The 13,495-nt window shown below is 68.4% G+C and carries 11 protein-coding genes; 7 read left to right on the top strand and 4 right to left on the bottom strand.

What is annotated here, in order from left to right; translation table 11 throughout:
* The first annotated feature begins 16 nt into the window (after positions 1–16).
* Both mxcK and mxcL read left to right on the top strand, forming a co-directional pair.
* Positions 17–1,279 (top strand): myxochelin export MFS transporter MxcK, encoded by a 1,263-nt coding sequence (gene mxcK, locus HUA76_RS23945; RefSeq protein ID WP_174462171.1) that lies wholly within the window; start codon positions 17–19, stop codon positions 1,277–1,279.
* Positions 1,227–2,495 carry a myxochelin B biosynthesis transaminase MxcL gene (gene mxcL / locus HUA76_RS23940; RefSeq protein WP_141640657.1) on the top strand — a complete coding sequence of 423 codons (1,269 nt, stop codon included), beginning with the start codon at positions 1,227–1,229 and terminating at the stop codon, positions 2,493–2,495. Before mxcK ends, mxcL begins: the two co-directional genes overlap by 53 nt.
* A 56-nt stretch (positions 2,496–2,551) precedes the next feature.
* Here mxcL and HUA76_RS23935 read toward each other — a convergent pair whose 3' ends face one another.
* The gene (locus HUA76_RS23935) at positions 2,552–3,373 is read right to left on the bottom strand and encodes a siderophore-interacting protein (RefSeq protein ID WP_174462170.1); all 822 of its coding nucleotides are present in this window, start codon (positions 3,371–3,373) and stop codon (positions 2,552–2,554) included.
* A 340-nt stretch (positions 3,374–3,713) separates the two neighbouring features.
* On the opposite strand from HUA76_RS23935, the gene HUA76_RS23930 reads away from it, so the two are divergent.
* The 4 genes from HUA76_RS23930 (at position 3,714) to HUA76_RS23915 (ending at position 8,706) form a co-directional block, all read left to right on the top strand.
* Positions 3,714–5,411: an alpha/beta-hydrolase family protein gene (locus tag HUA76_RS23930; RefSeq protein ID WP_174462169.1), complete on the top strand. Its 1,698-nt coding sequence runs from the start codon at positions 3,714–3,716 to the stop codon at positions 5,409–5,411.
* Between the two features lie 228 nt (positions 5,412–5,639).
* A complete protein-coding gene (locus tag HUA76_RS23925; protein WP_174462168.1) occupies positions 5,640–6,455 on the top strand; it encodes a YdiY family protein in 816 nt (271 codons plus the stop codon).
* Positions 6,456–6,527: 72 nt separating this feature from the next.
* Positions 6,528–8,102: an AbgT family transporter gene (locus HUA76_RS23920; protein WP_217440075.1), complete on the top strand. Its 1,575-nt coding sequence runs from the start codon at positions 6,528–6,530 to the stop codon at positions 8,100–8,102.
* Between the two features lie 136 nt (positions 8,103–8,238).
* Positions 8,239–8,706 (top strand): hypothetical protein, encoded by a 468-nt coding sequence (locus HUA76_RS23915; protein ID WP_174462167.1) that lies wholly within the window; start codon positions 8,239–8,241, stop codon positions 8,704–8,706.
* Between the two features lie 35 nt (positions 8,707–8,741).
* On the opposite strand, the gene HUA76_RS23910 is transcribed toward HUA76_RS23915, so the two are convergent.
* Both HUA76_RS23910 and HUA76_RS23905 read right to left on the bottom strand, forming a co-directional pair.
* Positions 8,742–10,091 (bottom strand): DUF2254 family protein, encoded by a 1,350-nt coding sequence (locus HUA76_RS23910; protein ID WP_174462166.1) that lies wholly within the window; start codon positions 10,089–10,091, stop codon positions 8,742–8,744.
* Positions 10,092–10,195: 104 nt separating this feature from the next.
* Entirely contained in the window at positions 10,196–10,558 is a 363-nt protein-coding gene (locus HUA76_RS23905; RefSeq protein WP_141640651.1) for a hypothetical protein, read from the bottom strand.
* A 74-nt stretch (positions 10,559–10,632) separates the two neighbouring features.
* Here HUA76_RS23905 and HUA76_RS23900 point away from each other — a divergent pair, with 74 nt between their 5' ends.
* Positions 10,633–12,078, top strand: coding sequence for a hypothetical protein (locus HUA76_RS23900; RefSeq protein ID WP_254614427.1), 1,446 nt, complete (start codon positions 10,633–10,635; stop codon positions 12,076–12,078).
* 19 nt (positions 12,079–12,097) lie between these two features.
* Here the strand turns inward: HUA76_RS23900 and HUA76_RS23895 are convergent, their stop codons facing one another.
* Positions 12,098–13,468, bottom strand: coding sequence for an MFS transporter (locus HUA76_RS23895; RefSeq protein WP_141640649.1), 1,371 nt, complete (start codon positions 13,466–13,468; stop codon positions 12,098–12,100).
* Positions 13,469–13,495 lie beyond the last annotated feature (27 nt).

Raw genomic sequence — 13,495 nt, 5'->3', positions numbered from 1 at the left:
CACCTGGAGTCCCCTCGTGAACCCCGCATCTCCGCCTCGACAGGAGAGAGTGCTGACCCTGCTGCTCGCCGGGGTCCAGTTCAGCCACCTCCTGGACTTCATGATCATCATGCCGCTGGGGCCGGAGTTCATCCGGCGCTTCGGCATCACGACGGCGCAGTTCGGGGCGATGGTCTCCTCGTACACCCTGGCCTCCGCGGCCATGGGTGTGCTGGGCCTGTTCTGGTTGGATCGGTTCGACCGCAAGCGCACGCTGCTGGCCATCTTCGCGGGCTTCATCCTCTCCACGATGGCCTGCGGCGCGGCCACCGGCTACGTGTCCATGTTGGTGGCGCGCTCGCTGGCGGGAGCGTGCGCGGGGCTGATGGGCGCGGTCATCATGGCCATCATCGCGGACGTCGTTCCCCCCGAGCGACGGGGTCGCGCCATCGGCACGGTGATGTCCACCATCGGCCTCTCCGCCGTCGCGGGCGTTCCGCTCGGTCTCGCCCTGGCGAACCTCTTGGGCTGGCGCGCCCCGTTCTGGGCCATCTGCGGGCTGGCGGGCGTGTTGTGGTTGGGGCTCTTGAAGGCCCTGCCCCGCTTGGACCAGCACCTGTCCCGGAGCGCCGAGGAGACCCGCCGCAATCCCCTGTCCACGCTGGCGGCGCCGGGGCTCGCGCTGGGCTGGCTTTTGACCTTCAGCGTGGCGTTCGCCAGCTTCCTGCTCATCCCCTACCTGGGCACGTACATGGTCGGCAACCTGGGCCTGTCGCAGACGGACCTGCCCTGGGTCTACCTGGGCGGCGGCGCGGGAACACTCGTGGCGGCGAAGCTGGTGGGACGCTTCACGGACCGGCTCGGACCGGGCCGCATGCTCGCCTTGCTCCTGGTGGGCACAGTGGGCCCGCACCTGCTGTTCACGCACCTGTCGCCCTCGCCGCTGCCCGTCGTCATGGGGGCCTTCGTGTTGTTCATGGCCCTCACGTCCACGCGGGCCATCCCCACCATCGCGCTGGTGACGGCGCGGGTGCCTCCGTCGCTTCGGGGGCGGTTCCTCGCGGTGAACATGGCCGCGAGCGACGGCGCCTCCGGCCTGTCCGCCTGGGTGAGCGGAATGCTCATCGCGACGTCACCGGAGGGAGCGCTCATCGGCTTCGGCCAGGTGGGGTGGATGGCCGTGGCGGTGACGGCGCTCTCGCTGTGCCTGCTCTGGACGTTACTCGAATCAAGCCAAAGGAAGCCTCATGGACATGCCCGTCAGGAAGCACCCTTCCCTCCCCCGTCCCATCCTGGGTGAGCTGAAGCTGGAGCGCTCGAACCAGCTGCTCGCCGAGGCGCGCAAGACGGTCCCCGGCGTCACCCAGTCGATGATGAAGAAGCCGGAGTTCTTCGCTCCCGGCTCCTTCCCCGTGTTCCTCTCCAAGGGCCAGGGCGCGCTCGTGGAGGACGTGGACGGCCAGGAGTACATCGACTTCATCAGCGGCCTCGGCGCCAACATGCTGGGCCACAACCACCCCGCGGTGGTGGACACCATCCGCAAGCACCTGGAGGAAGGCGTCCTCCACTCGCTGCCCACGCCCGTCGAGGTCACCTCCATCCAGGCGCTGCTGGAGCTGGTCCCCGGCGCGGAGCAGGCGCGGTTCTTCAAGACGGGCGCGGATGCGACGTCCGCGGCGGTGCGGCTGTCGCGCTACGTCACCGGCAAGGAGCGCATCATCACGGTCGGCTACAACGGGTGGCACGACCACTTCATGTTCGACACACCGGGCGTGCCGGCCGCGCACGCGGGCCTGACGACGCGCCTGCCCCTCTTCACGCCTCCGGACGAGGCGGTGCTGCTGTCCACCATCGAGAAGCAGGCCAGCCAGCTGGCGGCGGTGATTCTCTCCATCCCCTACAACCGCGTGCTCACGTCCGCGTTCATGCAGCAGGTGCGCGCGACCTGTACGGCGCACGGCGTGCTGCTGGTGATGGACGAGGTCGTCACCGGCTTCCGTCTGGCGATGGGCGGCGCGCAGGAGTTCTTCGGCGTGCAGGCGGACATCGTGTGCATGTCCAAGGGCATCGCCGCGGGCATGCCGCTGTCGGCCATCTCCGGCCCGGCGAAGTACCTGAGCAAGCTGGCCGACCTCCAGGTGTCCACCACCTTCGGCGGTGAGCTGCTGACGCTGGCCGTGACGGAAGCCGTCCTGAAGTTCTACAAGAACGGCAACCACATCCAGCACGTGGCGAAGCTGGGCCGCAAGCTGCGCGAGGGCATCAATGCCCACGCGGAGGCCGTGGGCTCCCCGCTGCGCGTGCTCGGCTACGACGCGATTCCCTTCTTCCGCTACTCCACCGACATGGTCGAGCACGCGAAGTTGATGACGCCCTTCCAGGGCGGCATGGCGCGCCGGGGCATCCTGCTGCGTCGTGACGTGAACTTCCCCGGGGCCGCGCACACCGAGGAGCAGATCGACTACACGGTGGAGATGGCGGGCGAAGTGCTCCGCTCGCTCGCGAAGCCCGCGTAGCCTTCGTCGAAAGTCCCGGGGAGGTCGAGGTGTTTTCGGCCTCCCCGGGCGACGACTCAGTTCTGCGAGTCGTGGTGGTGGTCCGACAGGCCGCGCTTCCAGTAGCCGGTGACGCGCACCCAGCTCTTCTTCGTGCCCCGCTCGTTGAGCAGGTGGTCGCGGATGGGGCGCATGGAGAGCGACTCTCCCGACACCCAGGCGAAGTAGTCGCCGGGCGGGAAGTCGAGCCCGCGAATCGCCTGGTTCAAGAGGTCTGTTGTCCCGGCCTCCGCGCCATTGCGGTGAAGCCACGTCAGCGTCACGTTCGCCTTCGTGTCGAACTTCTGCTCCTCGCTGGCGTCCGACACCTCGATGAAGACGATGGCGCGAGCCCCCGCGGGCAGCTCTTCCAGCCTGCGGCCGATGGCGGGGATGGCCGTCTCGTCGCCCGCGAGCAGGTACCAGTCGAAGTCGTTGGACACGAACAGCGAGCCCTTGGGCCCGCCCACGCCCAGGAAGTCGCCCGGCTTCGCCTTCGACGCCCAGGACGACGCGGGACCCGAGCCGTGGAGGACGAAGTCGATGTCCAGCTCGCCCGCCACCGCGTCATGCCGCCGGGGCGTGTAGTCGCGCGAGTCCGGCTTCTTCTCACCCGGCTGCAGCACCGGACCGTTCGGCCCCATGGTGGGGATGACCGGCTTGAGCTTCCCCTCCTCGGGGAACAGCAGCTTCACGTGGTCGTCCGCACCCTCGCTGTTGAAGCCCTGGATGTCCTCGCCCCCGAAGGTGATGCGCACCACATGCGGGGTGATGGGAATCACCCGCAGCACCTCCAGCAGTCGGAACTTCACGGGGAAGGGCCCCCGACGGAACACTTTCTCGCTCACGCTCGTCGTCACGCCGCGCTCCTCTTCTCTTCACGCTGCCTCGAGGCCCGCCCCGAAGGACGGTCCGACAGCCAGGACTACGATATTGACTCGCAATTTCGTTATCACAAGAGGCCGGGTTCGTCTCCAGGCTTGAAGGCCTGACGGGTGGGAAGTCGGAGCCCTGGCCGAGCGCCGCCTGGGCGCACGTCAGGCGAGCAGGCCTGTGCGTCTACCCCAGGACAGCTCCCGGGCCCTTTGTCCCTGGCAGGGATGACGAGCGCCCGCTGTGGGCCGCGTTCGCAGGTCCTACCCTCTGCATGGAACGAGGGATGCGGTGCCGCGCCGCGAGAACGTCTCCCCGGGGGTTCGCATGGAGCGCCTTCTTGATCGCGCCGCGCCGAAGCCACCCGCGCGCGGTGTCTGGCATGGGAGTCGAACTTCCTCCCGGTGGCTCCACTACACGCTCCCCGGCGCGTGGGTCGCGCTCGTGTTCGCGTGTCTGTCCTTCACGCCGTCGTTGCTGCCACGCAGCGGTCCCTTTCAAGGCCTGGTCAGTGGCATGAGCGCGGTCATCGGCTACGGGCTGGGCGTCCTGGGCGCCTGGCTCTGGCGCGAGTTCGCCAACCGACCTCCGAGAGCTCCGAGTCCACGCGCCTGGCTCGGCTTCTTCGTGGTGGGGGGCGTGGCCCTGGTCGCCGCGCTGGCGTTGGGCTGGCATTGGCAGGCAAGCATTCGCGAACGGATGGGCATGCCCCACCCTGGCCGCGCCGGCTACCTGTTCGCGCCCGTGGTCGCGGCGGTCATCTTCGTCCTGCTCGTCGCGGCGGGGCGCGGGCTGCGCGCGGTGTATCGCCGACTGGACTCGCGGCTCGCGCGGCACGTCGGCCCGCGTGCGGCCCGGGCGACGAGCGGCGTCGTGGTGGCGGCGCTCACCTTCCTGCTCGCCAGCGGCGTGCTGTGGGACGGGCTCATCTCCCTGGCGGACCGCACCCTCGCCGTGAAGGACACGACGACCGCGGAGGGCGTGTATCCGCCGAGCAGCGCGCTGCGCTCCGGGGGCCCTGGTTCGAGAGTGGGTTGGGACACGCTGGGCCGCGAGGGACGCAACTTCGTGGGCCGGGGTCCCTCGGTCGAGGAGATCTCCACGTTCAACGGCGCCGCCGCGAAGGAGCCCATCCGCGTCTATGCCGGTTACGCCTCCGCGCCGGACGCGGAGGGCCGCGCGAAGCTGGCCGTCCAGGACCTGGAGCGAGCCGGTGGCTTCGAGCGCGAGTACCTGCTCGTCGTCACCACCACGGGCAGCGGCTGGGTGGTGCCGGAGTCCGTGGACGCCTTCGAGTACGTGACGGGCGGCGACTCCGCGATCATCTCCATGCAGTACTCACATCTGTGGTCCTGGCTCTCCGTCCTGGTGGACCAGCAGCGCGCGCGGGAAGCGGGACGCGCCCTCTTCGATGAGGTCTACGAGCGTTGGTCGCGGCTCCCCGAAGGCCGTCGTCCGAAGCTGCTCGTGTTCGGAGAGAGCCTGGGCTCCTACGGCGGAGAGACGGCGTTCAGTGGAGAGCGGGACCTGGCCAACCGCACGAGCGGGGCGCTCTTCGTCGGACCGCCACACTTCAACACGCTGTATCGCGAGTTCACCGACCAGCGCGATGCTGGCAGCCCCGAGGTGGAGCCCACCTATCGCAATGGCCGCATCGTGCGTTTCAGCAGGCGGCCGGGCGTGGAGATTCCTCCGGCGTCCGCACCCTGGGGGAACTCCCGGGTGCTCTACCTGCTCCACCCGTCGGACCCCATCACCTGGTGGAGCCCGCAGCTGCTCTTGAGCCGTCCCGACTGGCTGAGAGAGCCCCGGGGCGATGACGTCGTGGACGCGATGGTGTGGCTCCCCTTCGTGACGTTCTGGCAGGTGACAGCCGACCTGCCGCTGGGGATGGCGGTCCCTCCCGGCTATGGCCATGTCTACACGGGCGAGCACGTGGACGGCTGGCTCGCGCTGCTGCGGCCGGAAGGCTGGACCCTGGAGAAGACCGCGCGACTGAGGGAGCGCCTGCGGCCCGAGCCGTGACGAGTGTCGCGCGTCGGATGAAGGCAGTGAATCGGAGTCGGGCCCTGACGCGCACGCGAGCGTCCCGCGCTGCCCCCTTGGGCGATTGCGCGCCCTGTCATGCATGACGAGTGTTTGACGGAACCCGAGAGGGCGGCACGCGCCTGCTCGCTGTCCTGGCCGTGAACTCCGCGCCTCCCGTCTCCTGGCATCGCTCCAGGAGCGCCTCACTGCTTCACCCGAGTGTGTATGAGCCCTCTTCTCTTCCTCCTCACGGTCCTTGCCCAGACTCCCACGCCGCCGCCCGACACGGTGCCGGAGGACGGCCCGGTGCGCCCATGCACCGAGGATGAGGAAGAGGACGTCGGGCCCTGGACAGGGTCCTTCGGCGTCGGCTTCTCGTTCTTCACCGGCAACAGTCGCTCGTACACGCTGACAGGCAATTCCCTGGCGGAATACGAGTCACCCAAGTGGGCACTCACCCTGGAGGCGGATGGCGCCTACGGGAGAGCGGCGGCGTCCGAGGACGAAGAGGAGCTCATCGCGGAGGCGCTCGGAGCATGGGTGCGTGGAGAGTACCGGGCCACGCCCCTGCTCAGCGCGTACACGTATCTGGGGGCGGAGACCGATCACCTGTCGAGCCTCGAGCTGCGCGCGGAAGCCGAGCTGGGCGTCGGCTTCACGTTGATTGAGCAGAAGAAGCGCAAGACGGACGAGCTGTTCCTGCGGGCCTACCTGGGTGCTCACTACGCCCATGACCGCAGGTTCCAGTACGTCCCCACGCGGAAGGATCTCCCCAGCGTCGACCTGTGGTCTCCCTCGGTCGCTGTGATGTTCCGCTACGACATCAACGAGCGGGTGGAGTTCCGGGAGTACGCCATGCTGCTTCCGGATGTCTTTGGCGACACGCGCGTGCTGCTGACCTCCACCACGAAGCTCTCCGTGAACCTGACGGGGCGCCTGGCGCTCACCACGTTCTTCGACGTACGGCATGACAGCTCACCGGCCGAGGGAAAGGCCTCCACGGACACCGCGCTCACGGTGGGAGCAGAACTGACGCTCTGAGGCAGGGGGCTCGCGCGTCGTCGCGGGATTGAGCGGCAAGCGTGTCCCCGGATGGAAAGGATCGGGACGACCATGAAGGCAGCTCACTTCAACGATTCGATGCCGGAACGGCAGACCGGGACACCGCCCAAGAAGAAGGGACTGGAGCGGATTCTCGACACCGTCGAGCGGGTGGGAAACAAGGTCCCCCATCCGGCGGTGATCTTCGTCGCGCTGATTGGCATCGTCATCCTGCTCTCCCATGTCTTCTACATGATGGGAGCCAGCGTCACGTACCAGACCATCAATCCGGAGACCCACGTCCCGGAGGAGACGACCGCCGCGGCGAAGAGCCTGCTGACGGGTGAAGGCCTTCGCTTCATGTTCGAAGGCGTCGTCCAGAACTTCATGAACTTCAACGCGGTGGGCGTCATCATCGTCGCGATGTTGGGCGTGGGTGTCGCGGACGCGGCGGGCCTGGTGGGAGCGCTGATTCGCAAGCTGGTGGTGGTCGCTCCCCGCAAGGCGCTGACGTACATCCTCGTGTTCGTCGGCATCCTGTCGAGCATCGCCGCGGATGCCGGGTATCTCGTCTTGATTCCGCTGGCGGCGGCGGCCTTCCTCACCGTGGGGCGGCATCCTTTGGCGGGCCTGGCGGCGTCGTTCGCCGGCGTGGCCGCGGTCTTCACCGTCAACATCCTGATCAAGCCGTTGGACGGCATCCTGACGGAGATCACCAACGATGCCATCCACATCCTGAATCCCGAGCGCTCCATCGACCTGACGGCGAACTTCTGGTTCTCCGTCGCGTCGGTCATCATGTTGACCTTCATCGTCTCGCTCATCACCGACAAGGTCATCTCGCCCCGACTGGGTGAGTACAAGGGCGAGAAGCCGGACACGGCGGGTGCGACGATGAGCGCGGACGAGTCGCGTGGACTCAAGTTCGCGGGGTTGGGGGTGCTGGCGGTCCTCGTGTTCTTCGGTCTGCTGACGCTGCCGCCGGGGGCGCCGCTGCGCAATCCGGAGACGGGAGCCATCGTCGGCGACTCGCCGTTCATGAACGGCCTGATTGTCGCAATCACCGTGTTGTTCCTCGTGGCGGGCGCGGCCTACGGCATCGGCGCGAAGACCATCCGGAGCAGCGTCGACGTCATCAAGGCGATGGAGAAGGCGGTGTCGGGGCTGGGCGCGCTGATCTTCCTGCTCTTCATCATCAGCCAGTTCATCGCCCTGTTCACGTACACCAACATGGCGACGCTCGCGGCCGTGAAGATGGGCGACATCCTGGAGGACGCGGGGCTCGGGGCGCTGCCGTTGCTCGTCGGGTTCGTCGGCGTCGTCGCGGTGCTGGACCTCATCATGACGGGCGCCATTCCGAAGTGGGCCATCTTCGCGCCCGTCTTCGTGCCGCTGCTGATGCGGCTGAATGTCGACCCGGAGGCCGTGCTGGCCGCGTACCGCGTGGGTGACGGTCCGTTCAACGCCATCTCGCCGCTGAACGCCTACTTCGCGTTGATCGTCACGTTCGCGCAGAAGTACCAGAAGGAAGCAGGCGTGGGCACCATCGTGGCGCTGATGTTGCCGTACGTCGTGGTCGTCTTCATCGCGTGGATCCTCCTCCTGGTGGCGTGGCAGGTGCTGGGGCTCCCGTGGGGACTCGGGTAGGCCCAAGAGGACACCTGAACCAAGGCCGTGCCGGGGCCGAGTGCCCTGGCACGGCTCGAGGGTGAGCAGGTGGGGCACGGCAAGGAGCCGAAGGACTCGCTCGTCGACCACGAGGTGAAGCTGATACCTTACGTCCATGAATCCGGATGCAGGTGTCGAGCGGACTGGCCTTCATTGGACCCTGCAACCCGCGAAGAGCGCCGCGCTCGCTGTGACCTTCGCGGCGGCATCAGCGCTACTGGCCCCGTGGGTCACTCCGATGCCGGCCCTCCCGCCCGCCGTGGGCGCCCTTTGCGGCGTCATCGTCGGCACGCTTCAGGCACGCAGCCTGAGGGCGGCTCCCGATGCAATCCGCGCCGCGAAAACCGCGCTTGAGGTTCGTCGCGCGATGGTGGCGACCGTCGCCGGGAAGTGGGCCATCCGAGCGCACTGGGTGACCACCGTCGTGCTCTTGACCCTCGCCATGGTGATGATGGGCATCGGAACGTTCATGGCGTTTGTGGTGGGCAGCCTGGCGTACATGGCTGTCCGCGACCTCACGACCCTGCCCGAGCTCCTTCGTCTGTCCAGTGCCCCCTCCTCTCCCACTGGGGAACCGCGTTAGGACGACAGGTGGCGACCTGCTGAGCCGGGCTCGGCTCAGTGCGGACCCCACTCGCCCGCGTTGGCTCCGGGGTCGCTTGGCGAGCGGTTCTCGAATGCAGCGCGAATGCGCCTGGATTCCGTGAGCCGTCGATGGAGGCGCTCACGCTCGGGGGTCTCCTGTGCGGTGGCCTTCGCGAGCACGCGAGCCACGAGCGCATGCGCCGCTGCCCGGTCTTCCGCATCCCAGGCGGTCAGCCCCACGGCGAGCGCGATCTGGAGCACCTCTTCGAGGACCTCGGGACTGCCCATTCCATGGTGCAGCGGACCATCCACCGCCATGAAGAGATAGTCGCGCAGGCGCATCCCCGCGACTGACGCACGCACCTGTCCATCGGGGTCGACCACGTTCCAGTCCCCCAGCGGCAGATGCCCCAGCCGGCGCATCACCGAGCGGACCTGCTGCAGCGCCTGTCGCGCCGTATAGGCGTCGTTCGCGGAGGTCGAGAGCGCCCGGTTGGCGACGTCGACGAGGATGCGAATCCCGAGCGCGGGGTCGCAATCGGGCTCACGCGCCGCGGTGAGGAGCAGGGCCGAGGCGAGGCCGTGCATCGCGCGCGGGTCCATGGGTCCAGGAACTTCCCCCACCACCCAGCCGACGACTTCCCCCGTGTCGACATAGTCGCCGACGAAAACGTCGATGCGCACCCGCACGCGCCAATGCCGGGCGAGTCGAGTGAGTCGACGAAGGTCGACCTCGGTGAGGTAGCCAGATGAAGGCGCCGTGAGCGCCGAGGCCTCGGGCGGCAGCAGCAGCGTCGCCGCCGGGTCCAACGGGAGTCGGAGCAGTCGAGCCCGGATGCGACGCTCAGCCGCCGAGACGACCAACTCCTGGACGAGTCCGAGCACGCGCTCCACTCGCATGTAACGGAACGTGCGAATCATGCAGATGACCAGGGACACGAGCGCGATGAGGACCAGGATGAAGGCCCCCGAGAGCACGGGACGTGGACGGACTCCCGCGTCCGTGATCAAACCCAGCTCCCGTCCGGCCACGAGGATGTACCCACTGGAGACGCAGAACAGCGGGATGGCGCGGCGCAGCGGCGCGCTCTTCAAGTAGAGCGGGACGAGCCGGGGTGAGTATTGATTCGCCGCGGACTGGATGACCGGTGCATTCAGGGACAGGACCACCGTGAGGACGGTGATCTGCAGTCCAAACAGCGCCGTGAGCGCGGAGCGTGTCTCGGAGGGGTCCCCCCGCCAGGCCAGCCCGAAGAAGGCCGACGCGTAGTCCGTCTGAACCCGCGCCAGCTCCAAGCCAAGCAGGCCGCCGATGCCGAGACAGGCGAGCAGCACCAGCCAGTAGGGGTCACGGATGAGCCTGCGGAGACGGCGGGCGACCATTCGAACTCCCTCTCGGCCAGAAGGAGAATGTGGCCCCGGCGGGCGTGGCACGCAGCAGACACACGGACAGGCAGCAGCCCGTGGACTCGGTGCACGGTCGCGCCCTACCCGGCGTCGTTCACTTCGACGAGCGCCGCCAGGAACAACGAGTAGGTCAGCTCCGCCACGGGACGCTTCTCGCGGCGCGCCTGCGTACGCAGCGCCTTGGGCAGCGAGCATGGCTTGCCGCGCTCTCCATCGCGGAGCTGCACATAGCCCCGCTCCGAGTACCCAAGCACCTGCCATCCCCGCTGACAGAGAGCCTGGGCCAGGTCGTCCGTGAGCTGGTGGTGGATGGCCTTCGCCAGCGGATGCTGGCCGAAGATCTCATGCGACCACCGACCCTCGTCTTCACGCCAACCGCGCGCCCGCAGGTAGTTGGCCTTCCGCGCGAGGGAGAGCCCTCCGACATGGCGTTCAAGCTTCATGGTGTCACGAAGGCTTTACATGCACACTGCGACAGAGTGCAATTGCGTGAATTTCTTGGCGTGGAGCCTTCGTGATGTCAGGCGCAGATGGGCGGCAGGGCAAGATGTTCTCCGAGGAAACCCACGTGCTGCACGGCGAGCTGTCCGCCGCGGCGGTGGCCTTCCTGAAGTTCGCGGAGCGGACTCCCGAGGCATTCGCGAAGCACCGCTTCGGCAAGTTCGAGGAGTCGCCGCTCATGTATTACGAGCTGCACCGCTGGCCCATCCTCATCGACGCGCGCCGGAACCAGTTGCTGGAGGACGTCTCGGTGAAGCTCAGCCGGCTCGTCAAGCGCGGGCCCCGGCTGCTGCTCGGCGGTGACCCGGCACGTGTCGCCGAGTACTTCGGTCTCCCGCCCGAGCGCGCACGCGTGGCGGTGGAGGCCCTGGCCCTCACGGACGACGCGCGCGGCGTGCTCAGCCGGGGCGACTTCATCGACTCCGCGGACGGGCTCAAGTGCCTTGAGATCAACATGATGGCGGGCCTGGGTGGTTGGGAGACGGCGCTCAAGGCCCAGGTGGTGATGGACCAGCCCGTGCTCCAGCGCTTCACCCAGGAGCAGGGCCTGCGCGTCCAGCTCCAGGACACCCTCAAGGCCTTCCTCTCCCACGTCATCGACGACGTGCGCCGGACCGTTGCATGGGAGGGCGAATGCAACCTGGCCGTGCTCTTCCCGGACAACGAGCTGCCGGACCCGGTGGGTGTCGAGATGGCGACCCTGCTGCTCAACACCACCTTCACGGAGCTGCTCGAAGCGGAGGGTGCGAAGGGCGAGGTGCTCATTGGCACCTACGGCGAGGTCCACGACGCGGAGGGACACCGCTTCACGATGCGCGGCCGACGCGTGCATGCGGTGCAGGAGCATGACGCGAGGGACAGGCTGGAGGTGGTGGGAGCGGCGTTCGATGCCCGCGTCGGCGCCGCGCTCGCCGCCCGCACCCTCTGCCTCTACAACGGCCCCGCGCAGGAGATCCTCGACGACAAGCTCAACATCTCGCTGCTGTCGGAGAACGAGGACTCCCCTGCCCTCTCCGCCGAGGAGCGCGAGCTCATCCGCCAGCACATCCCCTGGACGCGGCGGCTCCAGCGCACCCACACCTGGCGGGCCGGTGAGCGCGTGTGGTTGCCCGACCAGGTCGTCGCCTCGAAGCGCGATGGGCTGGTGCTGAAGGCGGGCCGCGCCTACGGAGGGAAGTCGGTGCTCATCGGCCGGTCGATGACCGCCGAGGCGTGGGACGCGGCCATCCAGGAGGCGCTGGAGAGCGGCGGGTGGATCATCCAGGAGCGCGTCGAACCCCGCCCCTACCACTTCATGCGGGACGACGGCTCCGTGGGCCCGCACATCCTCATCTGGGGCTCCTTCGTCTTCGGTGAGCGCTACGGCGGGACGATGGTCCGGATGAATCCCATGGGTCGGGGCAAGGACGTGGTCAACGCGACGCAGGGCGCGCTGATGTGCGCGCTCGTCGTCGTCGAGTAAGCCCGTCCGGGCCCCTCCGTCACGCCGAGGTCGGCGCCGGCTGGGGCCCCACGCTCGAAGGCGGCTCGCGCAGGACGTCCGGCAGCTCCAGCTCCACGTTCCTCACGCGGGGGGAGAGCCAGGCCACCAGCACGTTCACCGCGCACAGCACGCCCAGCACCAGGTAGAGCAGCGCGATGCCCCGCCCCGGGCCCACGCCGAGCATGGGCCCGAAGCGCCCCGCCAGCGCGCCGCCCGGGGCCATCCAGGGCTCGAAGAATCGGTCCGCCAGCGGTCCCGAGAGCAAGGCCGCCACCGGCGGCGTGGACAGGGCGATCATCCGCCTCACGGCGAAGACCCGGCCCTGCAGCTCCGACGGCACCTTGCTCTGCCAGATGGACTGAGAGCACCCCATGACCCCTGGGGTGGTGAACATGAAGACGAAGGCGGCGCCCGCCACCAGTCGCGCATCCGCCGGCAGCGCCGCCGCGAACAGGGCCAGGCCCGCGAGCAGTTCGAAGCCGAGCACGCCGAGGATGCGTCTCCGGGGCCCACCCCACACGCTCATCAACAAGGCCCCCGTGAGCACCCCCATGCCCGAGCAGGAGGCAATCCACCCCAGGGTCGACGCGTCCGCGAAGCTCAGGACCATGGGAGTGATGAGCACCGTCACCAGGCTCACGAACAGGTTGGCCACGGCGATACACGTCAACAGCCCCAGCAGGCCGGGCCGCGCCTGGATGAAACCCCACCCAACCGCCATCTGCTCCAGCAGGGAGCCTCTCGCCGCACGCGCGGTGGCGCTTTGCTCGGGCTGGGGGAACCCCACACACAGCAGCACCAGCGCCGAGAGGAAGAAGGACCCCAGGTTGATGAGCAGCACCCCCTGGAGGCCGATTCGCACCACCAGGAGTCCCGCCAGCGCGGGCCCGCCCAACTGGCCGATTCCCAGCGCCAGCTCAATCAGGCCATTGGCCCGCCCCAGGTGCTGCTTCGGCACCATCAGCGCCGTGGAGGCCGAGTAGGCCAGCGCCCGGAACGTGCCCGCGGCCGCGCACACCGCGATGGGCAGGTACAGGTGCCAGCTGCGCAGGCTCCAGAGCCCCGCCCCGTCCGCCACCAGCATGAGCCACATCAGCAGCATGGTGAGCCCCGCGCCCACGTCCGCCAGCACCATGATGCGGCGGCGGTCCCACCGGTCCACGAGCGCCCCGGCGACGGGGGCAATCAGCACCATCGGCAGGAACGAGAAGAACGAGGCGAGCGAGTACTCGGTGATGGAGTCACTGCTCCGATACACGTGGACCATCACCGAGAAGCCCGCCAGCGCCGAGCCCAGCGAGGAGACCAGCTGCGCGAACCAGGTGAGCCCGAAGACGGCGGGCGGGTGCGTGATGACGCGTCGGAACATGTGGGAGGTGCTGATAACAGGTCGCGG

The sequence above is a fragment of the Myxococcus sp. CA056 genome, from assembly GCF_013336715.1.
Classification (GTDB): domain Bacteria; phylum Myxococcota; class Myxococcia; order Myxococcales; family Myxococcaceae; genus Myxococcus; species Myxococcus llanfairpwllgwyngyllgogerychwyrndrobwllllantysiliogogogochensis.
The sequence above is the reverse complement of the archived record's forward strand: the minus strand, read 5'-3'. Positions and strand labels throughout refer to the sequence as shown.

Coding starts and splice junctions, on each gene's coding strand:
- mxcL (WP_141640657.1), top strand. CDS start 1,227: ATGGACATGCCCGTCAGGAAGCACCCTTCCCTCCCCCGTCCCATCCTG.
- HUA76_RS23930 (WP_174462169.1), top strand. CDS start 3,714: ATGGAGCGCCTTCTTGATCGCGCCGCGCCGAAGCCACCCGCGCGCGGT.
- HUA76_RS23925 (WP_174462168.1), top strand. CDS start 5,640: ATGAGCCCTCTTCTCTTCCTCCTCACGGTCCTTGCCCAGACTCCCACG.
- HUA76_RS23920 (WP_217440075.1), top strand. CDS start 6,528: ATGAAGGCAGCTCACTTCAACGATTCGATGCCGGAACGGCAGACCGGG.
- HUA76_RS23915 (WP_174462167.1), top strand. CDS start 8,239: ATGAATCCGGATGCAGGTGTCGAGCGGACTGGCCTTCATTGGACCCTG.
- HUA76_RS23910 (WP_174462166.1), bottom strand. CDS start 10,091: ATGGTCGCCCGCCGTCTCCGCAGGCTCATCCGTGACCCCTACTGGCTG.
- HUA76_RS23905 (WP_141640651.1), bottom strand. CDS start 10,558: ATGAAGCTTGAACGCCATGTCGGAGGGCTCTCCCTCGCGCGGAAGGCC.
- HUA76_RS23900 (WP_254614427.1), top strand. CDS start 10,633: ATGTCAGGCGCAGATGGGCGGCAGGGCAAGATGTTCTCCGAGGAAACC.
- HUA76_RS23895 (WP_141640649.1), bottom strand. CDS start 13,468: ATGTTCCGACGCGTCATCACGCACCCGCCCGCCGTCTTCGGGCTCACC.